General features: G+C 71.4%; 24 protein-coding genes and 1 pseudogene. 15 read left to right on the top strand and 10 right to left on the bottom strand.

Annotated features, from left to right (window positions below; genetic code table 11):
- The first annotated feature begins 133 nt into the window (after positions 1 to 133).
- The 4 genes from aspS (at position 134) to ACFY9V_RS01525 (ending at position 4,162) form a co-directional block, all read left to right on the top strand.
- Complete coding sequence (gene aspS / locus ACFY9V_RS01540) at positions 134 to 1,912, top strand: aspartate--tRNA ligase (protein ID WP_355339618.1); 1,779 nt, start codon at positions 134 to 136, stop codon at positions 1,910 to 1,912.
- An 81-nt stretch (positions 1,913 to 1,993) separates the two neighbouring features.
- Positions 1,994 to 2,509 carry a SigE family RNA polymerase sigma factor gene (locus ACFY9V_RS01535; protein ID WP_355339621.1) on the top strand — a complete coding sequence of 172 codons (516 nt, stop codon included), beginning with the start codon at positions 1,994 to 1,996 and terminating at the stop codon, positions 2,507 to 2,509.
- Positions 2,499 to 3,323 (top strand): hypothetical protein, encoded by an 825-nt coding sequence (locus ACFY9V_RS01530; protein ID WP_391158637.1) that lies wholly within the window; start codon positions 2,499 to 2,501, stop codon positions 3,321 to 3,323. Before ACFY9V_RS01535 ends, ACFY9V_RS01530 begins: the two co-directional genes overlap by 11 nt.
- 29 nt (positions 3,324 to 3,352) lie before the next feature.
- Positions 3,353 to 4,162: a L,D-transpeptidase family protein gene (locus ACFY9V_RS01525; protein WP_355339627.1), complete on the top strand. Its 810-nt coding sequence runs from the start codon at positions 3,353 to 3,355 to the stop codon at positions 4,160 to 4,162.
- A 31-nt stretch (positions 4,163 to 4,193) separates the two neighbouring features.
- Here the strand turns inward: ACFY9V_RS01525 and metG are convergent, their stop codons facing one another.
- Positions 4,194 to 5,927 (bottom strand): methionine--tRNA ligase, encoded by a 1,734-nt coding sequence (gene metG, locus ACFY9V_RS01520; protein WP_391158634.1) that lies wholly within the window; start codon positions 5,925 to 5,927, stop codon positions 4,194 to 4,196.
- 256 nt (positions 5,928 to 6,183) lie between these two features.
- Here metG and ACFY9V_RS01515 point away from each other — a divergent pair, with 256 nt between their 5' ends.
- On the top strand, positions 6,184 to 6,420 hold the full coding sequence (locus ACFY9V_RS01515; RefSeq protein WP_355339633.1) for a DUF397 domain-containing protein: 237 nt from the start codon (positions 6,184 to 6,186) through the stop codon (positions 6,418 to 6,420).
- A gap of 39 nt (positions 6,421 to 6,459) precedes the next feature.
- Here ACFY9V_RS01515 and ACFY9V_RS01510 read toward each other — a convergent pair whose 3' ends face one another.
- Positions 6,460 to 6,936 (bottom strand): ATP-binding protein, encoded by a 477-nt coding sequence (locus ACFY9V_RS01510; RefSeq protein ID WP_355339636.1) that lies wholly within the window; start codon positions 6,934 to 6,936, stop codon positions 6,460 to 6,462.
- Between the two features lie 181 nt (positions 6,937 to 7,117).
- Here ACFY9V_RS01510 and ACFY9V_RS01505 point away from each other — a divergent pair, with 181 nt between their 5' ends.
- Entirely contained in the window at positions 7,118 to 7,984 is an 867-nt protein-coding gene (locus ACFY9V_RS01505; RefSeq protein WP_355339639.1) for a helix-turn-helix transcriptional regulator, read from the top strand.
- A 336-nt stretch (positions 7,985 to 8,320) separates the two neighbouring features.
- Entirely contained in the window at positions 8,321 to 9,784 is a 1,464-nt protein-coding gene (locus tag ACFY9V_RS01500; protein WP_391041857.1) for an LCP family protein, read from the top strand.
- A 529-nt stretch (positions 9,785 to 10,313) separates the two neighbouring features.
- Here the strand turns inward: ACFY9V_RS01500 and ACFY9V_RS01495 are convergent.
- Both ACFY9V_RS01495 and ACFY9V_RS01490 read right to left on the bottom strand, forming a co-directional pair.
- On the bottom strand, positions 10,314 to 10,754 hold the full coding sequence (locus ACFY9V_RS01495; RefSeq protein ID WP_355339645.1) for a PPOX class F420-dependent oxidoreductase: 441 nt from the start codon (positions 10,752 to 10,754) through the stop codon (positions 10,314 to 10,316).
- A 32-nt stretch (positions 10,755 to 10,786) separates the two neighbouring features.
- A complete protein-coding gene (locus tag ACFY9V_RS01490) occupies positions 10,787 to 11,023 on the bottom strand; it encodes a DUF2277 domain-containing protein (protein ID WP_355339648.1) in 237 nt (78 codons plus the stop codon).
- Positions 11,024 to 11,254: 231 nt separating this feature from the next.
- Here ACFY9V_RS01490 and ACFY9V_RS01485 point away from each other — a divergent pair, with 231 nt between their 5' ends.
- Together ACFY9V_RS01485 and ACFY9V_RS01480 are read left to right on the top strand one after the other, a co-directional pair.
- Positions 11,255 to 12,091 carry a chitosanase gene (locus ACFY9V_RS01485; protein ID WP_355340133.1) on the top strand — a complete coding sequence of 279 codons (837 nt, stop codon included), beginning with the start codon at positions 11,255 to 11,257 and terminating at the stop codon, positions 12,089 to 12,091.
- Positions 12,092 to 12,196: 105 nt separating this feature from the next.
- A complete protein-coding gene (locus tag ACFY9V_RS01480) occupies positions 12,197 to 12,658 on the top strand; it encodes an RbsD/FucU domain-containing protein (RefSeq protein ID WP_391158631.1) in 462 nt (153 codons plus the stop codon).
- A gap of 170 nt (positions 12,659 to 12,828) precedes the next feature.
- On the opposite strand, the gene ACFY9V_RS01475 is transcribed toward ACFY9V_RS01480, so the two are convergent.
- From ACFY9V_RS01475 to ACFY9V_RS01465, 3 genes are all read right to left on the bottom strand, one after another.
- Entirely contained in the window at positions 12,829 to 13,464 is a 636-nt protein-coding gene (locus ACFY9V_RS01475) for a TetR family transcriptional regulator (RefSeq protein WP_391158628.1), read from the bottom strand.
- A gap of 45 nt (positions 13,465 to 13,509) precedes the next feature.
- The gene (locus tag ACFY9V_RS01470; RefSeq protein WP_391158625.1) at positions 13,510 to 13,995 is read right to left on the bottom strand and encodes a GNAT family N-acetyltransferase; all 486 of its coding nucleotides are present in this window, start codon (positions 13,993 to 13,995) and stop codon (positions 13,510 to 13,512) included.
- 119 nt (positions 13,996 to 14,114) lie between these two features.
- Positions 14,115 to 14,963, bottom strand: a complete 849-nt coding sequence (locus ACFY9V_RS01465) for a helix-turn-helix domain-containing protein (protein ID WP_391158623.1) — start codon at positions 14,961 to 14,963, stop codon at positions 14,115 to 14,117.
- A 101-nt stretch (positions 14,964 to 15,064) separates the two neighbouring features.
- Here ACFY9V_RS01465 and ACFY9V_RS01460 point away from each other — a divergent pair, with 101 nt between their 5' ends.
- Positions 15,065 to 15,778: an SDR family NAD(P)-dependent oxidoreductase gene (locus tag ACFY9V_RS01460; protein ID WP_355339665.1), complete on the top strand. Its 714-nt coding sequence runs from the start codon at positions 15,065 to 15,067 to the stop codon at positions 15,776 to 15,778.
- A 70-nt stretch (positions 15,779 to 15,848) separates the two neighbouring features.
- Here ACFY9V_RS01460 and ACFY9V_RS01455 read toward each other — a convergent pair whose 3' ends face one another.
- The 3 genes and pseudogenes from ACFY9V_RS01455 to ACFY9V_RS01445 all read right to left on the bottom strand — a co-directional run bounded on the left by ACFY9V_RS01455 (position 15,849) and on the right by ACFY9V_RS01445 (position 19,384).
- Positions 15,849 to 16,322 (bottom strand): carboxymuconolactone decarboxylase family protein, encoded by a 474-nt coding sequence (locus tag ACFY9V_RS01455; RefSeq protein WP_355339668.1) that lies wholly within the window; start codon positions 16,320 to 16,322, stop codon positions 15,849 to 15,851.
- A 167-nt stretch (positions 16,323 to 16,489) separates the two neighbouring features.
- Positions 16,490 to 18,570 (bottom strand): annotated as a pseudogene (locus tag ACFY9V_RS01450) (TerD family protein).
- Between the two features lie 157 nt (positions 18,571 to 18,727).
- Complete coding sequence (locus tag ACFY9V_RS01445; RefSeq protein WP_391158620.1) at positions 18,728 to 19,384, bottom strand: hypothetical protein; 657 nt, start codon at positions 19,382 to 19,384, stop codon at positions 18,728 to 18,730.
- A 319-nt stretch (positions 19,385 to 19,703) separates the two neighbouring features.
- Between ACFY9V_RS01445 and ACFY9V_RS01440 the strand changes: the two genes are divergently transcribed.
- From ACFY9V_RS01440 to ACFY9V_RS01420, 5 genes are all read left to right on the top strand, one after another.
- Complete coding sequence (locus tag ACFY9V_RS01440; RefSeq protein WP_391158618.1) at positions 19,704 to 21,080, top strand: HlyD family efflux transporter periplasmic adaptor subunit; 1,377 nt, start codon at positions 19,704 to 19,706, stop codon at positions 21,078 to 21,080.
- Positions 21,077 to 22,159, top strand: coding sequence for an ATP-binding cassette domain-containing protein (locus ACFY9V_RS01435; RefSeq protein ID WP_391158616.1), 1,083 nt, complete (start codon positions 21,077 to 21,079; stop codon positions 22,157 to 22,159). Before ACFY9V_RS01440 ends, ACFY9V_RS01435 begins: the two co-directional genes overlap by 4 nt.
- Positions 22,156 to 23,376, top strand: a complete 1,221-nt coding sequence (locus ACFY9V_RS01430; protein ID WP_391041839.1) for an ABC transporter permease — start codon at positions 22,156 to 22,158, stop codon at positions 23,374 to 23,376. Before ACFY9V_RS01435 ends, ACFY9V_RS01430 begins: the two co-directional genes overlap by 4 nt.
- Before the next feature lie 51 nt (positions 23,377 to 23,427).
- Positions 23,428 to 24,255 carry a hypothetical protein gene (locus ACFY9V_RS01425; protein WP_391158613.1) on the top strand — a complete coding sequence of 276 codons (828 nt, stop codon included), beginning with the start codon at positions 23,428 to 23,430 and terminating at the stop codon, positions 24,253 to 24,255.
- Between the two features lie 68 nt (positions 24,256 to 24,323).
- Positions 24,324 to 25,061: a response regulator gene (locus ACFY9V_RS01420; RefSeq protein WP_391158611.1), complete on the top strand. Its 738-nt coding sequence runs from the start codon at positions 24,324 to 24,326 to the stop codon at positions 25,059 to 25,061.
- Positions 25,062 to 25,065 lie beyond the last annotated feature (4 nt).

Here is a 25,065-nt window from a genome sequence, read left to right as displayed (position 1 = left end):
ATGGCCCAGTAGGGCGGCCTTCGTGGCCTTACGCCCCACCGAATCCGGAGTGAGGCCGGTGTGCGGGCGCCGGTAAGCTGTGCTGGGCCGCTGGCCCGGCCACCCACCCAACATCCAGCGTCGAGGACGAATGATGCACCGGTACCGGTCCCACACCTGCGGCGAGCTGCGCGCCACCGACGTCGACACCGACGTCCGCCTGTCCGGCTGGCTGCACAATCGCCGCGACCTGGGCGGCATCCTCTTCGTCGACCTGCGCGACCACTACGGCTTCACCCAGCTCGTCGTCCGCCCCGGCTCCCCGGTGTACGACCAGCTCAGCGGCCAGTCCAAGGAGTCCGTCGTCCGCGTCGACGGCCGCGTCCTGGCCCGCTCCGCGGAGAACGTCAACCCGGAGCTGCCGACCGGCGAGGTCGAGGTCGACGTGACCGCCCTGGAGGTGCTGGGCGCGGCCGACCCGCTGCCCTTCCCGGTCTTCCCCGAGGACAACGCGAACGAGGAGATGCGGCTCACCAACCGCTTCCTCGACCTGCGCCGCCAGCGCATGCACCGCAACATCATGCTGCGCACCCAGGTCATCTCCTTCCTGCGCCGCGAGATGACCGCGCTCGGCTTCAACGAGATGGCCACCCCGATCCTGTCGGCCACCTCCCCCGAGGGCGCCCGTGACTTCCTGGTGCCCTCCCGCGTGCACGCCGGGAAGTTCTACGCGCTGCCGCAGGCCCCGCAGCAGTTCAAGCAGCTCCTGATGATCTCCGGCTTCGACCGCTACTTCCAGATCGCGCCCTGCTTCCGCGACGAGGACTCGCGCGCCGACCGCTCGCCCGGCGAGTTCTACCAGCTCGACGTCGAGATGAGCTTCGTCGAGCAGGAGGACGTCTTCGGCGTCATCGAGAAGGTCATGACCGACCTCTTCACCGAGCTGGGCGGCGGACGCACGGTCACCTCGCCGTTCCCGCGCATCCCCTTCCGCGAGTCGATGCTCAAGTACGGCAACGACAAGCCGGACCTGCGCACCACGCTCGAACTGGTCGACGTCTCCGACGTGTTCGCCGGGAGCGGCTTCAAGGCGTTCGCCGGCAAGCACGTACGCGCGCTGGCCGTGCCCGACACCGCCGAGCAGCCGCGCAAGTTCTTCGACCAGCTCGGCGAGTACGCGGTCTCGCTCGGCGCCAAGGGCCTGGCCTGGGTCCGGGTCGGCGACGGCAACGCGTTGACCGGCCCGATCGCCAAATTCCTCACCCCCGAGGACGTCACCGCGCTGCTCGCCGCCGTCGGCGCGAAGCCCGGCACCGCGATCTTCTTCGGCGCCGGTGAGTTCGACGAGGTCTCCAAGATCATGGGCCCGGTCCGGGTCGAGGCCGCCAAGCGCACCGGCCAGTTCGAGGAGAACGTCTTCCGCTTCTGCTGGATCGTCGACTTCCCGATGTTCGAGCGCAACGAGGACACCGGGGCCGTGGAGTTCTCGCACAACCCCTTCTCCATGCCGCAGGGCGGCCTCGAAGCCCTCAACACCAAGGACCCGCTGGACATCCTGGCCTGGCAGTACGACATCGTCTGCAACGGCATCGAGCTGTCCTCCGGAGCCATCCGTAACCACGAACCCGCCGTCATGTACCGCGCGTTCGAGATCGCGGGCTACACCCGCGAGACGGTGGAGGCCGAGTTCGGCGGCATGCTCCGCGCCTTCCACTTCGGCGCGCCGCCGCACGGTGGCATCGCGCCGGGCGTCGACCGTATGGTCATGCTCCTCGCCGATGAGCCCAACATCCGCGAGACGATCGCGTTTCCGCTCAACCAGAACGCCCAGGACCTGCTCATGGGCGCGCCCTCCGAGGTCGAGGAGGCGCGGCTGCGCGAGCTCCACATCCAGCTCCGCCCTTCGGCAGGGCGCCCTTCCGCGGGGCGCTAGGACCGCGTCTCGGGAGGGGCGAGCCGGGGGGCAACCCCGGAGGCGGGTCACCGCGTTGAAGGGGTGTGGAGAGGAACAACGGTGTCGCACCCCGGTTTCGAGGAGTTCGTGGCGGCCCGCGGCCCCAGACTGCTGCGGGTCGCGTGGCTGCTGACCGGCGACCCGCACCTCGCAGAGGACCTGCTCCAGACGGTGCTGGCCAGGGTGTGGCCGAAGTGGCACCGGATCGCGGGCGACAGCCCGGAGGCGTACGTACGCAAGGCGCTGGTGCACACCCACGCCTCGTGGTGGCGGCGGCGCTGGCGCGGCGAGGTGCCGCACGGCGAGCTGCCCGACCGCCCGCAGCCGGCGGACCCGTACGGGGACGTGGACCTGGAGCAGGCGCTGGCCGCGGCGATACGGGAACTGCCGGTACGCCAGCGCGCGGTGGTCGTGCTGCGCTACTTCGAGGACCTGAGCGTGGCCGACACCGCGGATGTCCTCGGCTGCACGGAGGGCACCGTCAAGAGCCAGGCGTCCAAGGCGCTGCGGGCGCTGCGCGGACGGCTGCCCGAAGCGGTCGACACGGGCGTCGGAGGTGAACACCATGCCGGATGAGCGTTTCGCGGAGGACGAGCTGCGCGACCTGCTGGAGCGCGCGGTGCCCCAACTGCCCGCCCCCGTACAGCGGTTGGAGCGGGTCAAGGAGCGTGCGCTGCGCCGTCGCAGGCGCCGCGCGGTCGGGATGTCCGCCACCGTCGTGGTGGCGGTCGCGGCGGCCGGGACGGTGCTGCCCGGTCTCGGCGGCGCGGCGAGCGCCCCGGCGCCGCCCGCCGTCGTCACCTCGCTCGCGCCGCCCGCGTCCGGCAGCGGCGGCCCGACGGCGAGCGCTTCGACGGCGACCGGCCCGGTGGACAGCGGTCCGAGCCCGACCCCGAGCCTCGGACAGACCACCCGCGCGACCGAGTCGGCGTCCGCCGCGTCGGCGGCGGTCACGTACCACTTCCCCGAACTGGCCGGTCTCGACCTGCGGTTGCCGCCCGGCTGGACGACGGTCGTCGCGCCCAAGACGGGTGACGTCTTCGCCTCCTCGCAGGCGCTCGGCCTGCCCACCGACGGCTGCGTCAAGCCGCTGGACGGCTTCTGCACCCCGCTGGTCCGCACCCTGACCCGCGGCGGGGCGCTGATGATGCTGACACTCCGGCACAGCAAGACGACGGTGGACAAGCTCAACGCCGACGGCCACCCGGTGACCTCGTCCGTCGTCGTCAGCGCCTGCCGGGCGGTCGGCGGCACCGCGCAGACCAAGGCCCTGCTCACCGACGCGTCCGGCTCCGACGTTCTGATCGAGGTCTCGGTGTGCCTGGCCGACGCCACCGACGCGCAGCAGTCCCAGATCAACGACGCGCTGAAGAACGCCGTCTTCTCGTGAAGGCTCCCGTGAAAGGCCCCCGCCACGTCATGCGCACCACCCGCCGCCCCCGCCGTCTCCTGGCCGCCGCCGTCCTGACCGCGCTGGCCGCCGCCCCGCTGATGTCCGGCTGCGTGGCCGGTGGCACGGGCGTGCGGGCGTCGAAGGTCGGCGACGAGGGGCCGCTGAGCACGGTGGTGAGCGGTCCCGCGGGCCGGGCGGGCAGGTCCGCGCCCGAGCCGGTGCGCACGACACCCGCGCCGCCCGCCCAACTGCCGGGCCTGGGGCCGAAGACGCGCTCGCAGATCCCCGCCGACGCGCGGCAGGCCGTCCTGGTCACCGGCGCCGGCCCCGACTCGCCCGACGCGAAGGTCACCTTCTACACCCGCGAGAACACGGCCGGTTGGCGGCCCTCGGGTCCGGTGTGGGCCGCGCACAACGCGCTGCGCGGCTGGACCGACACGCACCGCACCGGCGATCTGCGCTCACCGATCGGCGTCTTCGGCCTCACCGACGCGGGCGGCCACCTCCCCGACCCCGGCACCGAACTCCCCTACGACCACGCGCCGATCGGCTTCAGCGTCTCCGGCACCGGCTTCAGGGGCGAGCCGCTGGCGGGCTCCTTCGACTACGTCATCGCCATCAACTACAACCACCTGCCCGGCACGTCACCGCGCGACTGGACGCGTCCGCTGGGCGCCTCGCGCGGCGGCGGCATCTGGCTGCACGTGGACCACGGCGGCCCGACCCAGGGCTGTGTCTCGCTGCCGCAGCAGGCCATGCGGACGCTGCTGCGCACCCTGGACCCGAAGCTGCACCCGGTGGTGGTGATGGGCGACGGGGCCGCGCTGGCGCGCTGAACGGCCGTACGCACGGCCCCGATCGCGTTCCTCAGGCGGCCGGCGCGTCCGGGTCGCCGCCGAACCGCTCGATGTACGACGCCAGGTCCTCGTCGGAGATCTTCGCGAAGAGCACCGGCGGCACCGTGAAGGGGGTGCCCGCGGGCACCGAGTCCAGCGCGCGGGCCTCGTCGGCGGTGACCCAGCGGGCGTCGTCGGCGGGCAGCGCGAAGGCGGCCCGCATGGCGGCGGCCGAGGCCGGGATGAACGGCTCGGACACCACCGCGTAGAGGTGGATGAGATTCATCGCGGTACGCAGCGTGAGCGCGGCGCCGTCCTGGTCGGTCTTGATCTCCATCCAGGGGGCCTTCTCCTCCAGGTAGGAGTTGCCCGCACTCCACAGCGCCCGCAACGACTGCGCGGCCTTGCGGAATTGCAGCGTCTCCATGTGGCCCTCGTATTCGGTGAGCAGCGCGGCGATCTGCTCGCCGAGCTTCGCCTCGGCGGCGCCGGCCGCCGAACCCGCGGGCACTTCGTCGCCGAATCGCTTGCGCGAGAAGGACAGGACGCGGTTGACGAAATTGCCGAGGGTGTCGGCGAGGTCCTTGTTGACGCCCGCCGCGAACAGCTCCCAGGTGAAGGAGGTGTCGTCGGACTCCGGCGCGTTCGCGATGAGGAAGTAGCGCCAGTAGTCGGCGGGCAGCAACTCGAGGGCGGCGTCGGTGAAGACACCGCGGCGCTGCGAGGTGGAGAACTTGCCGCCGTAGTAGTTCAGCCAGTTGAAAGCCTTGACGTAGTCGACCTTCTTCCACGGTTCACGGGTGCCCAGTTGGGTCGCCGGGAACATCACGGTGTGGAAGGGCACATTGTCCTTGGCCATGAACTCGGTGTAACGGACCGTGTCGTCGGCCTCGTACCACCACGACTTCCAGTCCCGTACTTCACCCTCGGACGCGGCGTCGGCCCACTCCTTGGTGGAACCGATGTACTCGATGGGCGCGTCGAACCAGACGTAGAACACCTTTCCGTCCGCGGCCAGCTCCGGCCAGGTGTCGGCCGGTACGGGAACGCCCCAATCCAGGTCACGGGTGATCGCCCGGTCCTGGAGTCCCTCGGTGAGCCATTTCCGCGCGATGGACGAGGCCAGGGTGGGCCAGTCGGCGCCGTTCGCGTCGATCCACGCCTCGACCTCGCCGGCGAGCTTGGACTGGAGGAGGAACAGGTGCTTGGTCTCGCGGACCTCCAGCGCGCTGCTGCCGCTGATCGCGGAGCGCGCGTCGATGAGGTCGGTCGGGTCGAGCACCCGCGTGCAGTTCTCGCACTGGTCGCCGCGGGCCTTGTCGTACCCGCAGTACGGGCACGTGCCGACGATGTAGCGGTCGGGCAGGAAGCGTTCGTCGGCGAGCGAGTACACCTGCCGGACGGCCCGCTCCTCGATGAAGCCGTTCTCGTTGAGCCTGCGCGCGAAGTGCTGGGTGATGTCGCGGTTCTCCGCCGAGGAGCTGCGGCCGAAGTGGTCGAAGGACAGCTCGAAGCCGTCGTAGATCGCCTTCTGCGCGAGGTGTGCCTGGCCGCAGAAGACGTCGACCGGCAGGCCCGCCTCCTTGGCGGCCAGCTCGGCGGGGGTGCCGTGCTCGTCGGTGGCGCAGATGTAGAGGACGTCGTGGCCGCGCTGCCGCAGATACCGCGAGTAGACGTCGGCCGGGAGCATGGACCCCACCATGTTGCCCAGATGCTTGATCCCGTTGATATAGGGGAGGGCTGAGGTGATGAGGTGACGCGCCATTGCGGGCTGCTCCCAATTCGTTGCGGGGAGTGAGTAATTCCTCTACGGACGGTCAATATCGTATCGGACGACCGGGGGGCATCCGCCGCCCCTTTTCCGGGTAGCCGGGCTGTGAAGGGCTGTGAACAGCCCCGGGGGGTCGAGCCCTGAAGATCACAGCGAGTGACTGCACGTGCACATGCACGTGCACATGCACGTGCCTGCCCAACGAGTTATGATCTGCCGTACCAGACATGGCACTTATGGGGAGTGGCTGATGCGCCGGACGCACAACGGAATGGCTGCAGAAGACCTACGTGGAGTGGTCTGGCAGAAGAGCCGTCACAGTAATGCCAATGGAACGTGCGTCGAGTTCGCCGCCCTGCCCGACGGCGAGGTCGCCGTACGGAATTCGCGCTTCCCCGAGGGTCCGGCGCTGATATACACACGTGCGGAGATCGAATCGATGATCATCGGCGTGAAAGCCGGTGAATTCGACCACCTGGTCCCGTAATGCGCCGGTTGCGCCGCGACCCGCGTGGAACCGGCGGAACTAACAGGGTCCGCCCGGTGTGAGAAAAAGCGCCCAGACGACCTTTCCCGTGCCGCTCAGCGGGTGCCATCCCCAGTTCTCGCTGAACGAGTCCACCAGATGAAGTCCGCGGCCGGTCTCGGCCACGAAATCAGGGTCCTTGGCGACGGGCGCCACCCCGCTGGGGTCACGCACCGCACACACCACGCGCGAGGTCCAGCGCACCAGGCTCAGCCGTACCGGGGCGCCGGGCGCGCCGATCGGCACCGCGTACCGCAGCGCGTTGGTCACCAGCTCGGACGCGACCAGTTCGACCGAGTCGCGGAGCGTGGACAGATCCCATCGTTGGAGCGTCGCGCGCGTGAAGTGACGTGCCTCACCCACTGACTCCAGGGCGGCGGGCAGCTCACAGGTGGCTCCGTTACCCGAGGCCACGCGCTCAGGCGCGAGCACTCCCTGCCATAACGGCTCCAGCACGGCGACTGCCTCTGCCTTCATACGTGCCCCCGGGGTATCTGCACGTCCACCATGCTCATGGATCAGCACCCTCCGATGCAAGAGCGTCTGCACGTGCATCTGCAAGGAATTGATGCACGTGTCGGTGGAGAGTGACCGAACGGGTACACCGCGCAGTCCGTTAGTGGCAGACTGCTGATGAACCAAGGGCGGAGCGTGACCTATGAGCGCAGGGCAGCCGGGAGGCGGGTCCATCGTGCGACGAATGCTGCTCGGAGCGCAGCTGCGGCGGCTGCGTGAGTCCAAGGGCATCACCCGCGAGCTGGCGGGCTACTCGATCCGGGCCTCCGAATCGAAGATCAGCCGCATGGAGCTGGGAAGAGTCAGTTTCAAGGAGCGTGACGTCGCCGATCTGCTGACCCTCTACGAGGTCACGGACGAAGCCGAGCGGGCGGCCATGCTGGGCCTGGTCCGCGAGGCCAACGCGGCCGGCTGGTGGCACGGATACGGCGAGGTCATGCCGACGTGGTTCCAGACGTACGTGGGCCTGGAGGAGTCGGCCGCGCTGATCCGCACCTTCGAAGTGCAGTTCGTGCACGGCCTGTTGCAGACCGAGGACTACATAAGATCGGTGATCCGGCTTGGTCACCCCGAGGCAGCCGTGCCCTGGGTGGAAAGACGAGTCGGTCTACGCCTGGAGCGGCAAAAGCTTCTCGTCTCCGAGCAGGCGCCCCACTTCGTCGCCGTCATGGACGAGGGCGCGCTGCGCCGTCCGTTCGGCGGCCGGCAGGTGATGATCGACCAGGTGCGGCACATCCTGGAAGCCGCCGAGCGGCCCAACGTCGACGTCCGCATCCTGCCGTTCGCCACGGGCGGGCACGCGGCGGGCGGCGGCGCCTTCACGCTGCTGAGCTTCCCGGAGTCCGATCTGCCGGACCTGGTCTACCTGGAGCAGCTCACCGGGGCGCTCTACATCGACAAGCCCGACGAAGTGGTCGAGTACCAGAAGGCGATGAACGCGCTGAGTGATGTCGCGCTGACGCCCACCGCTTCCCTGGACTGGCTGAACTCCTTCCAGCGCGAACTGTGAGCCGTGCGCCCGGGGCCGACTTCCGCCGATGACGGCGGGAGCCGGCCCTTCGCGTGTGCCCCGGCCCTTCGCGTGCGCCCGAGCCCTTCGCGTGCGCCCCGGCCCTTCGCGTGCGCGCCGCGCCACGGACAGCCGCGGATGCGGAGCTTCCGCTCCCGATTCCGTCACCCTCCCCGCATTGACGATTACCGAAATGCGCACCACGTACAGTGTCTCGCCGGGCAATTCCCCCGAGGCGGAGCCGGTGTGACGCGCGTCATACGAGCGGGATGGTTCAAGTGGTAAACGTTGGGGCTTCGTCGTGTGCGTGCGAGCCACCGGACTGAAGGTGTGGGAATGGGCGTTCGTGGGCGCAAGCGAGAACCCAAGCGCAGTCGCAAGCGCTGGATCATCGCGATATCCGTCGCCTTCGTGGTGCTGCTGGCCGGCGGCGCCGGCGCGATCTACCTGAAGCTCAACGCCAATATCTCGACGTTCGACTCGGCGGGGCTGAGCAAGAACCGGCCCAAGGCCGGGCCCGCGGACGCCAACGGCCACACCGCCGTCAACGTCCTGCTGATCGGCTCCGACACCCGCTCCGGCGCGAACGGCAAGCTCGGCGGCTCCGCCTCCGGCGACATCGGCCGCTCGGACACCACGATCCTGCTGCACGTCTACCCCGACCACAAACACGCGGTGGGCATCTCCGTACCGCGTGACTCGATGGTCGACATACCCCCGTGCCTGCTGCCCGACGGCAAGTGGTCGCCGGACCAGCCCAGGGCGCAGTTCAACTCGGCGTTCTCGATGGGCGACACGGCCAAGGGCAATCCGGCGTGTACGCAGAACACCATCGAGAAGCTGTCCGGGCTGCGCGTGGACCACACCATGGTGGTCGACTTCGAGGGCTTCGCGTCCATGACCTCCGCCGTGCACGGCGTCGAGGTCTGCGTGCCGAACAAGATCTACCAGGGGGACATGAACCCCAACCGCGGCAGCAAGGGCAAGGTCGTCCTCGACGCGGGCATGCAGAACCTCCAGGGCCAGCAGGCGCTGGACTACGTCCGCGTACGGCACGGGGTCGGCGACAACTCCGACGTCGGCCGCATGCTGCGGCAGCAGGCGTTCCTGTCCGCCCTGATCGCCAAGATCAAGGGGCAGGGCATGAACCCGACGACGCTGCTGCCGCTGGCCGACGCCGCCACCAAGTCGCTCACCGTGGACCCGGGGCTCGGCAGCGCCACCAAGCTGATGTCCTTCGGGCTGTCGCTGAAGAACATCGACCTCAAGAACATCCAGTTCATCACCGCGCCGTGGAAGTACGACGGGCCGCGCATCGACCTCGTCCACCCCGACGTGGACGACCTCTTCGCGGAGCTGCGGGCCAACCGGACCCTGGAAGGCGTCGACGCGTCGGGCAAGCCGAAGTCGACGGCCTCCCCGACGCCCGCCGCCACGGTCGACGGCACCGGCGTCTCGGTCGGCGTCTTCAACGGCACCACCGTGGACGGGCTCGGCGGCAAGGCCGCCGACAAGCTCAAGGGCTCCGGCTACACCGTCACCGGGACCTCCACCGCCAAGTCCCAGGACCACGCCACCACCCGTATCGAGTACGGGCCCGCCGACAAGGCGCACGCCACCGAGCTCGCCAAGCTCTTTCCCGGCGCGGAGCTCGCTCCGCTCGCCATCTCGGGCATCAATCTCGTCGTCGGCCAGGATTTCGCCTCGGCGGCGAGCAAGCCGAAGCCGTTGCCCACCAATCTCACGCAGCAGGCTCGCGCCGCGGACACCGACCCCTGCAAAAAACTCTCCTACGGCTAGCCCCCCGCCGGGGCCCTCCCGGGCAGGGGCGCTCTTCCAGGGGCGCGGCCCCTGGGCGGTTCTTCTGCGCTGGTCGGCACGCCGATCTTTTCGGGGCGCGGCCCCGGGCGGTTCTTCTGCTGGGGCGGCAGCCACGCGTTTTTTGGGGGCGCGGTCCCTGGGCGGTTTCCTTGCGCTGGTCGGCACGCCGATTTTTTAGGGGCGCGGCCCTGGGCGGTTCTTCTGCCGGGGCGGCAGCCACGTGTTTTTTGGGGCGCGGCCCTGGTGCGGTTCTTTTGCCGGGGGGCCAGCCACGTGTTTTTAGGGGCGCGGGGAACTGCGCGCTCAGCCACGGCGGTGGTGCGCCGTGAGAACCGGCCCCAGCGGGGCAGATGCGGTTGTTTTCGGGCTGAAAGCCCGGTGGGGGCTGGTCGCGCAGTTCCCCGCGCCCCTAAAAAGATCGGCCCACTGCCCCGGGCAGGTGCGGGGACGGGGGCGGGGCCCGGGAAAGATCGGCTCACCGTCCTGGGTGGGGGCGGGGCCCGGAGGGCTAGTCGGCTACGGCGGCTTGGGCCGTGACACGGTTGATGCGGCCACGGACGAGATATTCACCGGGAACGGCGTTGCGGGCACCGAATTCGGCCCCCCGGGCGGAGCCCATGTAGCGGGAACCGATCTTGGTGGACCAGTGAAGCAGGGCGGCGGGGTCCTCGACGAGCTCGGCGGTGCACTCGAAGAGGACGTAGGAGTAGGGCGGCTCCTGATCGTCCACGCAGAGCGCGAAGCGGGCGTCGCGGCGCAGGGCCTTGCCCTTGAGGGAGTCGCTGCCGGTGTTGAAGACGACGCGGATGTCGGAGGGGTCGGTGTCGTCGAGCAGGAACCAGACGGGCGTGACGTGGGGACCGCCGTCCTTGCGCTGGACGGCGAGCTTCCCCGTGCGGGTACCGGTGGAGGCGAAGGCGCGCCATTCGGCCTCGGTCATGTGCTGCATGGGGTCAGGTTAGGGCCGGGCGGGTCCGGGGGTCAGGCCGCCCCGCCGTGGGCGCGGGCGGCGGCGCCGCGTACCTCCAGGCCGTCGAGGAGGTCGGCGGTGGCCGCGGCGACGGCGGCCACGGCGGCGTCGAAGACCTCCCGGTTGTGCGCGGCGGGCGCGCGGAAACCGGAGATCTTGCGGACGTACTGGAGCGCCGCCGCTTCGATGTCGTCCTCGTCCGGATCGGGCGTCATCGGCGGTCGCAGGGTCTTGATGCTTCTGCACATGCCTCCAGTGTCGCGCGGGGGTACGACATCGCGCCACGAACTCGGTCGCGGCGGCCCCTTGGCGTGCGGCCGTCGCAGTGCTTCAATGCTCTCCATTGGTTAGGAACCTTTCCTAACTGCACAGCAGGCCCCCGCAGTTGGCCGTTCCTCCGACGGCCGGAAACGGAGACGCACGTGCACCGATCCCCCCACTCGCACCGCTCGAACCGGCGCCCCAGCCGCCGGATAGCCATGATCGCCGCCGTCGGCGTACTGGCGGGCGGCGGCGCCTCGCTGGCCCTGGCCACGGCGGGCAACGCGGCCACCGCGCCCGGCGCGCACGCCGCCGCGGTCGCGCCCAAGGCGGCGGCAGCCGGTCTCGCCGACCCGCACAAGAAGGAAATCGCGATGGAGCTGGTCTCCAGCGCGGAGAACTCCTCGCTGGACTGGAAGGCCCAGTACAAGTACATCGAGGACATCGGCGACGGCCGCGGCTACACCGCGGGCATCATCGGCTTCTGTTCCGGCACCGGCGACATGCTGGACCTGGTCAAGCACTACAACGACCTCAAGCCCGGCAACGTCCTGGCCAAGTACCTCCCCGCGCTGGAGAGCGTCAACGGCTCCGACTCGCACTCCGGCCTCGGCTCGGCCTTCGTGAGCGCGTGGAAGACCGCCGCCAAGGACACCGTCTTCCAGACCGCGCAGAACGACGAGCGCGACCGCGTCTACTTCAACCCGTCGGTCAACCAGGCCAAGACGGACGGCCTCGGCACCCTCGGCCAGTTCATCTACTACGACGCCATCGTGATGCACGGCCCCGGCGACGACTCCGTCAGCTTCGGCGGCATCCGCAAGACCGCCATGAAGAAGGCCAAGACCCCGGCCCAGGGCGGCAACGAGACCACGTACCTCAACGCCTTCCTCGACGCCCGCAAGGCCGCGATGAAGACCGAGGACGCCCACGACGACACCAGCCGCGTCGACACCGAGCAGCGCGTCTTCCTCAACGCGGGCAACCTCAACCTGGACCCGCCGCTGAAGTGGAAGACGTACGGGGACTCGTACCAGATCCTGACGCTTCCGTAGCGCCCGACGCTTCCCGCCCCCGGCCCGCCGACCCTTGTGTCGGCGGGCCGGGTACGCTCCCGGGGTCGGATGCAGAGATCGGATGTATCGAAGGAGCCGCCGCCCATGCTGCGCTACGGACTGACCCACCCCGCGATCCTCGCCGCGCTCGCCGCCGCGGGCCACGGCTCCCGCGTCCTGATCAGCGACGGCCACTATCCGCACACCACGGGCGCCAACCCGGCCGCCGAGCGCGTCTACCTCAACCTCAGCCCCGACCGGCTGCTGGTCACCGAGGTACTGGACGCCCTGGTCGACGCGATCCCGATCGAGGCGGCGGCCGTCATGACCCCGCCGCCTGACCGTGACGACACTTCCGAGACGTCCGACACTTCCGACCTTTCCGAGCCGGAGATCTTCGCGGAGTTCCGTGCCGCCCTCCCCGGCCTCACCCTCGACGGCCTCGACCGCTTCGCCTTCTACGACGCGGCCCGCGGCCCCGACACCGCCCTCGTGGTGGCCACCGGCGACCGGCGTACGTACGCCAATCTGCTGCTCACGATCGGAGTGCGGTCGGAGGACCGCTGAGCGGCGGACGCCCTTACCGCGCTGCGCACCCGGCACGAGCGCACGATGGAGCGCCTTGAGGCGGACCGCACGGAGCGCCGCGACGGGCACGTGCAACTGCCGGCAGTACGTGGGCCCGCAGCCGCTCACCACGCTCTACGCCCAGGAGATCACCGACCTCTGACGACGCGTCAGCGCGGCTCTCGCGCGACGGTCGGCAGCGCGCGGGCCAGGGCGCGGGCGGTGCGCGCGGCGCGGGACTCCGCGCGGGCGACGGCGTCCGGCGCCGGGCCGAGCAGACCCTCCGCGAGGAAGAGGACCAGGCCGTGCGCGGCCGAGGAGACGTCCAGTATCAACTCCACCGCGCGGTCGCCCGAGGTGAGGCGGCGGGCCGTCGGGAGCACGGCGGTCAGCACCTGGTCGCCCGCCGAAGCCAGGCTCGAATAGCGGGACTTGTCGAGTCCCGCGCTGAACGTGATGTCGAACAGGGCCCGTTCCTCCACCGCGAACCGGACGTAGGCGGCGGCGAAGTCCGCCAACTGCTCGACCGGGTCCGCGGATTGACGGACGGCGGCCGAGAACCGGCGGTGCTGCTCGCGGTACCCGCGCTCGGCCAGCGCCGCCAGCAGCGCGTCCCGGTCGGCGAAGTGCTTGTACGGCGCCGCCGCGCTGACCCCCGCCCGCCGACTGGCCTCCGCGAGCGTGAAGCCGTGCGGCCCGCGCTCGGCGACGAGGCCGAGGGCGGCCCGCTCCAGGGCGTTGCGGAGGTCGCCGTGGTGCTGTCCACTGCGGCGGGCCGGTGCGGTGCGCTCGGCGGGAGGCGTCATATCCGCAGGTTAACACCCGTCACCACAAGGTGAATCGCCGTAACCTCAGGCGTTCATGACCGGCGAGGGGCGCACCATGAACACGTCGACCGCGTCCTCCGTCTCCAGGACGAAGCCCCACCGTTCGTAGAGCCGCCGGGCGGCGCTGCCCTGGAGGACGTTCAGCCGTACGTCCTCGCCGCGCGCGTCGGCGCGGCCCAGCAGTTCCCGCAGCACGGCCGAGCCCAACCCGCGCCCCTGGTAACGGGGTTCCAGATAGAAGTGTTCGAGCAGAGCGCTGCCGGTCTCGGCGGGCCGCAGCGTCACGCACCCGGCGAAGTCCCCCTCGACGGTGACGACCGAGGTGTACCGCGTCGAGAACGAGTCCCGCAGCCGCTGCCGTACCCGGTGCCCGTCGTACCGCCCGAGCCGTTCCAGATCCGCCCGCATCACGACGGCCCGCAGCTCGGCTATGGGCTCCACGTCCCCCGCGACGGCCGCGCGCAGCGCCCACCGCAGGTCAGCGCTCTGTACCGCCCCATTCGTCCGCATCCCCCAAGTATCCGCGAGCGCCCGCGCCGCCTCGCCCCGGCCCCCCTCGCGCCACCGCCCCGGCAGCAGGGCGCGGGGGAGTCGTCCGCGCCGTCTTCCGCGAGGCGTACGGAGGCGGGTCAGGTGCCGGGGGTTCCGGCGGGGCTGAGCGCCTGGGTGCCGACGACGCCGAGCAGGGTGAGGCGTTCGGCGTCCTCGGTGCCGGGCTCGGCGGTGTAGACCATGATCCGCAGATCGCTTCCGGCGACGCTGAGGATGTCGCAGTCCAGGGTCAGCGGGCCGACCACCGGGTGGTCGATCGTCTTGCGGGAGGCGTCGTGCCGGGTGACCTCGCCGGATTCCCACAGCTCGGCGAAGCGCGGGCTGCGGGCGCGCAGCTCGGCGACCAGGCGGCGCAGGCGCTGGTCGGCGGGGTAGCGGTTGGCGGTGGCGCGCAACTGGGCGACCTGGGAGATCTCCAGCAGCCGCAGCGACTCGGGGGTGTGGCGGACCCGGGAGCCGGAGCCAAGGAAATTGCGCCAGATCGCGTTGCGGTCGTTGCCCTGCTGCTGCCCCATCAGGGCCACGTACAGGGGGTTGGCCAGCAGCAGCGTCCACGCGGCGTCGCTGACGGCGACCGGCGTCCCGGTCAGCCGGTCGAGCATGCGCTGCACGCTCGGCGTGATGTACGCGGGGACGGTGCCCTGGCCCGGCGGTACGAGTCCGGCGACGTGGAAGAGGTGCTCGCGCTCGGCGGTGGTCAGCCGCAGCGCGCGGCCGAGCGCTTCGACGACCTGCTCGGAGGGGTTGGCCGCGCGGCCCTGTTCGAGCCGGGTGACGTAGTCGACGGAGATCCCGGCGAGCAGGGCCAGCTCCTCGCGGCGCAGCCCGGCCGCCCGCCGGTGGCCCCCGGCGGGCAGCCCGGCCGCCTCGGGGGAGACCCGGTCGCGCCAGCGCCGTACCGTGTGCCCGAACTCCGTGGTCGCCATGGTTCCACTGTGCACCGTGCGGCCCGCGCCGTCCTGGTACCGGCAGTCCCAGGAAGACCGGGCCACTGGCTGCCCCGGCGGGCCTGCCGCACCGTGGACGTATGACAACGACACTGATCACCGGAGCGAACAAGGGCCTCGGCTTCGAGACCGCCCGCCGCCTGCTGGCCGCGGGGCACACCGTCTACGTGGGCAGCCGGGACGCCGACCGCGGGCGGGAGGCCGTCGAGCGGCTGGGCGCGGGCGCGCGGGCGGTCCGGCTCGACGTCACCGACGACGCGTCCGTCGGGGCCGCGGCCGAGGCGATCGCGGCGGACGGCGGCCTCGACGTCCTGGTCAACAACGCGGGCATCGAGAGCAGGACCGCCGACAACGGCGTCGTCGGCGCCGCCGACCTGACCGCCGACGTCATGCGGGAGACGTTCGAGACGAACGTCTTCGGCCTGGTGCGCGTCACCCACGCGTTCCTGCCGCTGCTGCGCCGCTCGGCCGCGCCGGTCGTGGTCAACCTCAGCAGCGGGCTGGCCTCGCTGTCCCGGCTCAGCGCCCCCGGCACCCCCGCCTACGCGTATCCGGGCGTCGCGTACCCGGCGTCGAAGACCACCGTGAACATGATCACCGTGCAGTACGCGAAGGCGTTCCCCGAGATGCGGATCAACGCCGTCGAGCCCGGTTTCACCAAGACCGATCTGAACGGGAACACCGGGGTCCAGACGGTCGAGCAGGGCGCCGAGATCATCGTCCGGATGGCGCAGGTGCCGGCCGACGGCCCGACCGGCGGGTACTTCGACGCCGAGGGGCCGCTGCCCTGGTAGCCGCGGCCCCTGACGGGGCGGCCCCGACGGCCCCTGTACGCCGGGGCCGCGGGTGCCGCCCGCCTGGGTCTCAGCCGAACATGCCCGGCTCGTAGTCCCCCGCGGGCTGCTGAATGATCACGTTCAGCCGGTTGAAGGCGTTGATCAGGGCGATGCCGGTGACGAGGGCGGCCAGCTCCTCCTCGTTGTAGTGCTTGGCGGCGTTCGCCCACACCTCGTCCGCGACGCCCCCGGCCGCGTCGGCGATACGGGTGCCCTGCTCGGCCAGCTCCAGGGCCGCGCGCTCGGCGTCGGTGAAGACCTTGGCCTCGCGCCACGCGGCCACCAGATTGAGCCGCTGCTGCGTCTCCCCGGCCGCCGCCGCGTCCTTGGTGTGCATGTCGGTGCAGAATCCGCAGCCGTTGATCTGGCTGGCGCGCAGCCGTACCAGTTCCTGGGTGGCGAGCGGCACCGTCGAGTCCGCCAGCACTTTGCCGGCCGCGGTGAGGTGCCGCAGCGACTTCGCGGCGAGCGGGCTCTCGAAAAGGTTCAGACGGGCTTCCATGGCGTTACTACTCCTCGGGCTCGTGCGTTTCCGCGCCGCCGCCGCCCTTCCACGACGTCCCCGGCGCACGCACCTCCCTGACGCCCCGCCCCACCCCGATGTGACCGCCCCCCGAAGTGACCCCCGTCTCCCCTCCGGGGGCGGGAGGGCGGGCGGGACGGCGGGGTCTAGCCGCGCGGGCCGCGTTGGAGGGGTGTCACGACCGTGTCGTGGAAGCGGTCGACGGCTTCGTCCACGCTGCGGATGAAGCCGGTCTCGGCCGTACCGCGGGTGCTGCCCATGCCCTTGAAGAGGGAGAGGCGGAAGCCGGTGATCGTGGCGCCGTCCCGGGGGAGCAGGTCGGCGGGCTCGGGGCGCAGCCGCTCCAGCGTTCCCCGGGGGCCGGAGCCGCGCCCGTCGACCAGCGTCTCCACGTGCAAGTCGGCCGGAGCGTCGGGAAGTTGGCGTACCAGTCGCTTCGCCCAGGTCAGCGGTGAGCCGGCGGCGGGCGCGGGAACGTCCAGGGACGTACGCAACTTGCTGGTCCGCAGATCGGCGGTGAGACCGAGGACGCCGGGGCTGTCCTCGATCCGCAACTCGGCCTGGAGGCGCCCTTCGCGACACAGCCGGTCGGCGAGCGCGGCTCGGCGCTCCCCGGGGTCGGTGCCGCGCTTGACCCGCTGCACCGGCAGCACCTTCTGGCCCAGTTCACCGCCCAGCCGCAGACAGACCTGACGGATCAGCCGCTCCCAGTTGGCGACCACGTCGACGGCGCGCGGATCGCCCTCGCACAGCGTCTCCTCGTCGATGCCCCGGCGCACCGGCACCCAGGCCGGGCCCATGTTCTGGAAGCCGTGGCAGCCGGAGTTCTCGTGCTGGAGGTAGTACAGCAACTCCTGCAACAGCCAGGCGTGCGCCGCGTTCCCGACGCCCTCGTGCCGGATCAGCATCTGCGCCTGGTGGGTGACCTCCGCCCAGGACAGGTGCCACAGAGCCACCTTGTGCTTGCGGCGGCCGTCGATCTTGACGTCCACGAGCGGACTGCCGTCCAGGGCGACGTCGTTGGAGAGCGTGATCACCGCTTCGTACGCGCGGCGGCCCGCGATGTCCACGTAGTCCTGGACCTGCGCGGTCCGCAGCGGATTTCCGTTGGTCTTCGTCTCGACCAGCGCGGTCCACAGCTTGCCCGCGCGCTCCACCCGGATCAGCCCGTCGGGCCGCTTGGGGCTCTCGCCGCCGTGCGGCAGCGAGACCTCGGTGTACGTCTCCATCCGCCCGGCGGGCGCGCCGAACGCCGCCGTCAACCGCCGTCCGAACTCGGGCACTTGGGCCATCACCGAGAGCAGTACGGACGTGGCCCTGGTCTCCCGCTCGCGGTCGCTCTTGAGCGTGCCCGCGGGGAAGAGCCGTGCCATGCGCCAGGAGTCGTTCTCCGCGAGGGACTTGCGGGTGACGGCGGGCAGCGTGACCTTCTTGCGGGCGGTGCGGGGGCGCTTGGGCGGCGGTGCCTGCTCGACCGACGAGGCGGCCGTCGGGACGGCGGCCTGCGGCGCGACCTGCCGGGGGATCGACGCCGAGGTGCCCACCGGGCCCTGAGCGGCCACCGGGTCCTGGGCGTGTGCCGGGTCCGGAACGGCCACCCGCGCCGACGCGTCCGTGGGAGCCTGGGGCTCCGGCGCCGCTTCCAGCGCGCCGCCCGGCTCCTCGTCGGCCGCCGTCTCGTCCGCGTCGTCCACGTCGATGCCGAAGTCCGTTGCCAGGCCCGCGAGTCCCGAGTCGTACCCCTGACCGACGGCCCGGAACTTCCAGCCGCCGTCCCGCCGGTACAGCTCCCCGAAGATCACGGCCCCGATCGGGCCCGCGTCCTCGATCGTGAACCGCAGCAGCCCCTCGCCGTTGCCGTCGGCGAGCGTCAGCCGAAGGTCGTCCAGGTCCCCGAACCGCGCGCCCCCGTACCGGCTCGCCGCCAGCACGATCCGCTGCACATCCCCGGGGCGGCCGTCAGATCCAGGCTGATCCGGTCCTCGCTGCCGTTCTCCGTCGGGGTCTTGCCGAGCAACTGCACGCTTCCGTCCGCCGCCGCGGGGTTGTTGTAGAAGTAGAAGTCGTCGTCGCTGCGGACCTTGCCGTCGCCGTCCAGCAGCAACACGGACACATCGGCGTCCCCGTCCCCGCTCGCGCTGCTCCACCCCAGGCTGACGATCACCGCCCCGGTGTGCTCGCTCAATGCCGAAAGCCCGACATTGCCGCCCTTGACCATCTCGCGCATACGGCCCCCCACAGGCTGTGACCCAGCGCACAACCGCCGTGCGCTGCCTGCACCTTAGCGCCGCAATGTGCCCGCGCGATCCCATTCGCCCGGCCCTTTGCGCATGTGCCCGGATAAGGGGGCACCTGTGCCCCGGACGGCTGGGCCGGGAGGGCGGTTATGTCGCTGAGGGGGAGGCGGGCGGGCGGGTGGGGAGGAGGGGTTTGCAGGTGGTGTAGGCCCTGGCCGTCTTCGGGTCGGAGGTGTTGAGGTCGCCGAAGCCGAAGCCGCCGCGGCGGGTGGTGGGGGAGGGGGTGGGGAGGGTGACGCCGTGGTCCTTGAGGCAGCTCGTGAACGCCTGGAAGGCGGAGCTGACGCCGCCGGGGCCGCCGCCGCGCTGGCCGTTGAACTGGGGGCGCAGCGAGGCGCATGCCTCCATGGCCTTCTGGGTGGCCGGGTCGGCGGACTCGCCGCCGAAACCGCCGAAGCCGCCTGAGCCCCCGCCGAATCCGCCGCTCGGGCGGCCCGAGGGACGGCCCGAGGGGCGGCCGGACGCGCGGTCGGAGGGGCGGCCGGAGAAGGACGGCAGCTTCACGCCGTGCTGGGAGAGGCAGTCGCGGTAGGCCGCCATGTCCTGCGCGCCGCCGGGGGCGCCCTTGGCGGAGGACGACGGCGAGGACGAGGACGACGCCTTCGCGTCGGCGGACGCCGAGCCAGAGGAGCCCGACGACGAGCAGGCGGTGAGCAGCAGCGCGCCCGAGGCGAGGACGGCGACGCACGCGCCCGCCCGCAGCGCGGAGCGGCGCGCGGACTGCCGGGTGGTGGTCAGGGTCATGACCGTGGTCTCCTCGGATGCGGGGGCGGGGGGCGCCGCTCACCCACGCGCACGCGCGGGACACGAGCACCCATGAGTGGCGGCGCATGAGTGAACCGCCGCGAGTTAGGCACAGCCAGGGCGCGAGCTGTGAGTTCCCGGGGAGCCGGGGCGCGCGAATCGGCCGCCGCGACCCGTACGGGCCCGCCGTACGGTCCGGTTGAGACGTAAAGCGACCGCTTCGTGCCGTGGCGGGGCGGCCTCGCGCACGGCGCCGTTCCCAGGAAACTCCCAGCCTTCTCCCAGGCCATCAAAGGCGTCGGCGGCCAGGATGCGCGCCATGAAGGTGCTCCCACGGCGGCGCAGGGCCGTCCTGATCAACTCGGTGCTCGGCGTGGTGGTCCTCGCGGGCGCAGGCGGCGCCTACGCGGCGGTCAACAACGGTGACAGCGGCAACACCCGTGGTACGGGCGCGCGCGTGGTGACGGTGTCCAAGGGCACGGTGCTGGCGACGGTGTCCGGCTCCGGCACGCTCGCCTCGCCCAGTGACGCCGGTGTGGACTTCACCACGGGCGGCACGCTCACCGAGGTCGACGTGAAGCCGGGCGACAAGGTCACCAAGGGCCAGGTGCTGGCGAAGGTCGATCCGACCGACGCCAAGGAGACGTTGCAGCAGGACCAGGCGACGCTGACGGCGGCGCGGGCCAACCTCACCAAGGTCGAGGCGGGCGAGCTGGTCACCTCCACCACGGGCTCCGGCAGCGGCTCCGGCACGGGCTCCAACACCGGCTCCGGCAGCGGCGGCTCGCGGGACGCCGCCCCGACGCCCACGCCGTCCCCCACCTACACCGTCGACCCGGCCCAACTCGCCCAGGCGCAGGCCCAGTTGACCCAGGCCCAGAACGCCGTGGACGCCGACCAGCGCGCGGTGGACGGCACCACGCTCAAGGCCCCGGTGTCCGGCACGGTCGCCTCGGTCTCGGCCGCCAAGGGCCAGACGGTGTCGGGCACCGGCGGCACCGGCAGCGGCTCGGGCGGCCAGGGCTCGAACTCCAGCAGCTCCAACTCCACGTCGAGCAGCAGCGGTTCCAGCACCCCGTCCGGTTTCGTCGTCCTGACCAACCCCACCGGCATGCAGGTGACGGCGAACTTCTCCGAGGCCGACTCGCTGAAGGTCAAGGCGGGCCAGCCCGCCACCGTCACCCTCAACGCGCAGTCGAGCACGGTGCTCAACGCCAAGGTGCTGTCGGTCAGTTCGCTCCCGGTGAGCAGCGGAAGCGGCAGCGGCGGCGGGAGCGGCAGCGCCGTGCAGTACGCGGCCACGCTCGCCATCACCAGCCCCACCGCAGATCTGCGGACCGGCCTGAGCGCCAGTATCCAGGTGATCACCGGCTCGGCGTCCGGCGCGCTGAACGTGCCGACCGCCGCGGTCTCCGGTACCGGCGCCAACCGTACGGTCACGGTGGTCAACTCCGACGGCAGCACGACCCGTACGTCCGTGACCGTCGGCGTCGAGGGCGACACCGCCGACCAGATCACCAGCGGTCTGAAGGAGGGCCAGCAGGTGCAGATCGCCACGGTCGCGTCCTCCGGCAACGGCGGTTTCCCGAGCGGCGCCTTCCCCGGCGGCCTCGGCGGCGGCGCGAACCGGATCGGCGGCGGGGGCGGCGGTTTCCGTACCGGCGGTGGCGGCGGTGCCGGCGGTGGCCGCGGATGAGGCCCGCCCTGCGGCAGCGCCTCGGCGGCCTGCGGCCCGGCGCCCGTACTGGTGACGCCGAAGAGAGTCCGGGCGCGGAAGAGACCTCGGGCGTCGAGCAGATCTCGGGCCGCGAGGAAACCGCGGGTGTCGAGGGGGACGACGACAGCCCCTGGGGCCGCCCGCCGGTCATCGAGGTGCGGTCGCTGCTGAAGACGTACGGGCACGGCGACGCCGCCGTGCGCGCGCTCGGCGGCGACCCCGACCCCGTCACCGGCGTCTCGCCCGGCGTGAATCTGCTGGTCGAACAGGGCGACATGGTGGCCGTGATGGGCAGTTCCGGGTCCGGCAAGTCGACCCTGATGAACATCCTCGGCTGCCTCGACATCCCCACCGAGGGCCGTTATCTGCTCGACGGCATCGACGTCGGCGGCCTGGACGAGCACCAGCTCTCGCTCGTCCGCAACCGTAAGATCGGCTTCGTCTTCCAGTCGTTCAACCTCGTGCCGCGCACCCCCGCGCTCGCGCAGGTCGAACTCCCCCTGGCCTACGCGGGTGTGCGGTCCGCCGAGCGCAGGAGGCGCGCGCTGGCGGCGCTCGCGCTGGTCGGCCTCGCCGACCGCGTCGACCACCGGCCGAACGAACTCTCCGGCGGCCAGCAGCAACGCGTCGCCGTGGCAAGGGCGTTGGTCACCGCACCGGCCATGCTGCTCGCCGACGAGCCGACCGGAAACCTGGACAGCCACAGCACCGAGGAAGTGCTCGCCATCGTCGACCGGCTCAACGCCTCCGGGCGCACCGTCGTACTGATCACGCACGAGGACGAGGTCGCCCGGCACGCCAAGCGGGTGATCACGCTGGTCGACGGCCAGGTGGTCGAGGACCGGCGCCAGGCACCGGCCGACGGCCCGCCGCCCGCGCTGCGCGACCCTGCGTCCTTCGCCGCGCACCACCCGCAGGACCCGATAACCGGCGGCCGGCGTCAGGCCCTCACCGGAAGCCGCCACGGCAACGGCAGTACGGGCATTGGCGGTACGGGCATAGGCAATGCGGGCAACGGCAATACGGGCAACGGCTTCGGAAGCGGGGGCACCGCGTGAACCCCTTCGAGACCCTCCGCTTCGCCTTCGGCGGCCTCGCCGCCAACAAGGTCCGCTCCGGACTGACCATGCTCGGCGTCCTGATCGGCGTCGCCGCCGTCATCATCCTGCTCGCGGTCGGCAACGGCTCCTCGCAGTCCGTCAAGGACTCCATCGAGAAGCTGGGCACCAACTCGCTGACCATCTCCTCCGGCGCCGGATTCGGCGGCGGTTCGTCCTCGTCGGCGACCACCGTCAAGCCGCTGACCGTGGACGACGCGCGGGCGCTCGCCGACCCGACGGCCGCGCCCAGCATCGAGTCCGTCGCCCCCGAGGTGACCACGTCCTCGCAGACCGCGCTGTACGAGGGCACCTCGCACGACGTCGCGCAGGTCGTCGGCACCTACCCCGCGTACTTCAAGGCATCCAACAGCAAGGTCGCCAAGGGCGACTACTTCAGCGCCGACGACGTCCTCAACTCCCGCAAGGTGGCGGTGATCGGCTCGACCACGGCCACCGACCTGTTCGGCACGGCCGACCCGGTCGGCAAGAAGGTGGTGCTCGGCGGGACGCCGTTCACGGTCGTCGGCGTGCTGGAGACCAAGGGCGGCACCGGCTTCCAGGACCCGGACGACATCCTGGTCGCGCCGCTGCCGACCGTGCAGAACGCCTTCACCGGCTTCGGCTCGGTCAACCAGATCCTCGTGGAGGCCACGTCGGCCGACGCGACGACCCCGGCGCAGAACGAGATCACCACGATCCTGATGGGCACGCACGGCATCAAGGACGCCAACGCGCTGGACTTCCGGGTCAGCAGCCAGCAGTCGCTGCTCAGCACCCAGTCCGACACCAACAGGACGTTCACGGTGCTGCTCGGCGCGGTCGCGGCGATCTCGCTGCTGGTCGGCGGGATCGGCATCACCAACATCATGCTGGTGACGGTCACCGAGCGGACCCGCGAGATCGGCATCCGCAAGGCGATCGGCGCGCCCAAGGGCGTCATCCTCGGGCAGTTCCTCGCCGAGTCGACCCTGCTGTCGCTGGTCGGCGGCGGGCTCGGGGTGGTGGCGGGACTGATCGGCTCGCGCTTCACGATCGTCGGCATCAAACCGGTGATCATCCCGGAGTCGGTGTGGGGCGCCTTCGCCATCGCGGTCGCCATCGGCCTGTTCTTCGGCGGCTACCCCGCCAACCGGGCCGCCGCCCTGCGCCCGATCGAGGCCCTGCGCCATGAGTAGGCCGTCCACCACCACACCACACGACGTACGAGGGACGAGGGAGAACCGGACATGGCGCGACGCCGCACCGAACTCGTGAAGGCCGACGCCGACACGGAGCTGCTGCCGCTCACCGACACGTTCGGCGAGGTGGAGATCGTCGAGCGGCCCGGCGAGGCGGTGCTCACCGAACGGCCGGAGGACGTCCTGTCCGAGCCGCCGGACGCCCGTGACATCTCGGCCGAGCTGGCCGCCCCGCCGCGCCGCAAACTGCCCTGGCTGACGCTGCTGCTGTCCGCGGGCGTCGTCGCCGCGGCGGCCTTCGCGGGCGGCGCGCTGGTGGAGAAGAACCACCTCAACGGCCGCTCGTCCGGCGGCGGTTCGGCCGCGGCCCGCGACTTCGCCTCGGCCTTCGCGGGCGCCAACGGCCGTACGGGCACGGGCTCGGGTACGGGTACGGGCTCCGGTACGGCGCCGGGCGCGGCTCCCGGCGCGGGCGGCGGCGCAGGCACCGGCGGCACAGGCACCGGCGTCACCGTCGGCACCGTCAAGCTGGTGGACGGTGACACCATCTACGTCACCGACGCCCAGGGCAGCATCGTCAAGGTCACCACCGGCGGCTCCACGAAGGTCACCGTCACCAAGGACGGCAAGACCTCGGACCTCCAGCCCGGCCAGAGCGTGACCGTACGCGGCAGCGCGAACTCCTCAGGCGACATCGCCGCCACCACCGTCACCGAGGGCGCGGCCACCGCGGGCGGCTTCGGCGGCGGCTTCGGAGGCTTCGGCGGCCGTGGCGGCGCCGGAGGTGCCGGAGGTGCCGGAGGCGCGGGCGGCGGTACGGGTACGGCGGGCGGCGCGGGCGGCTCGGGCGGCTCGGGCGGCGGTACGGGCAACTGACCCCGCCTTCACAGGACGGGAGCGTACGGTGCGAAACCGCACCGTACGACGGGGGCCAGGAGGACTCCATGGACACGACGCCCGAGGCCAGCCTGCTGGTCGTCGACGACGAGCCCAACATCAGGGAACTGCTCTCCGCGTCCCTGCGCTTCGTCGGCTTCAAGGTGGTCTCCGCCGCCTCGGGCGCCGACGCGCTGGCCGCCGTCGCCCGTGAGCGCCCCGACCTGGTCGTCCTCGACGTGATGCTGCCCGACATGACCGGTTTCGCGGTCGTCCGGCACCTGCGCGAGGAGTCGGGGCCGCGCGCGCGCCCCGGCAGCGGCGCCGCCGACCGGCTCCCCGTGCTGTTCCTGACCGCCAAGGACGGCGTGGACGACAAGATCAGCGGCCTGACGGCGGGCGGCGACGACTACGTCACCAAGCCGTTCAGCCTGGAGGAGCTGATCGCCCGCATCCGCGCGATCCTGCGCCGTACCGGCGGCCCCACCGACGAGGGGCGGCTGGTCGCGGGCGACCTGGAGCTGGACCCGGTCGGCCACCAGGTGCTCCGCGCCGGCCGCCCGGTCTCCCTCTCACCCACCGAGTTCAAGCTGCTCGCCTACCTCATGGCCAACGCCGACCGCGTCGTGTCCAAGCTCCAGATCCTCGACCACGTGTGGGCGTACGACTTCGGCGGCGACCTCAGCATTGTCGAGTCGTACATCTCGTACGTGCGCCGCAAGGTCGACTCCGGCGCCGACGGCACGGTCAAGCTGATCCATACGGTGCGCGGCGTCGGGTACGTGCTGCGCCGACCGCAGGGCTGACGCC

Origin of the sequence: Streptomyces sp. NPDC008317, assembly GCF_042955955.1 — a bacterium.
Lineage (GTDB): Bacteria > Actinomycetota > Actinomycetes > Streptomycetales > Streptomycetaceae > Actinacidiphila.
Note: the sequence above shows the minus strand (reverse complement) of the source record. Positions and strands in the feature narration are given on the sequence as shown.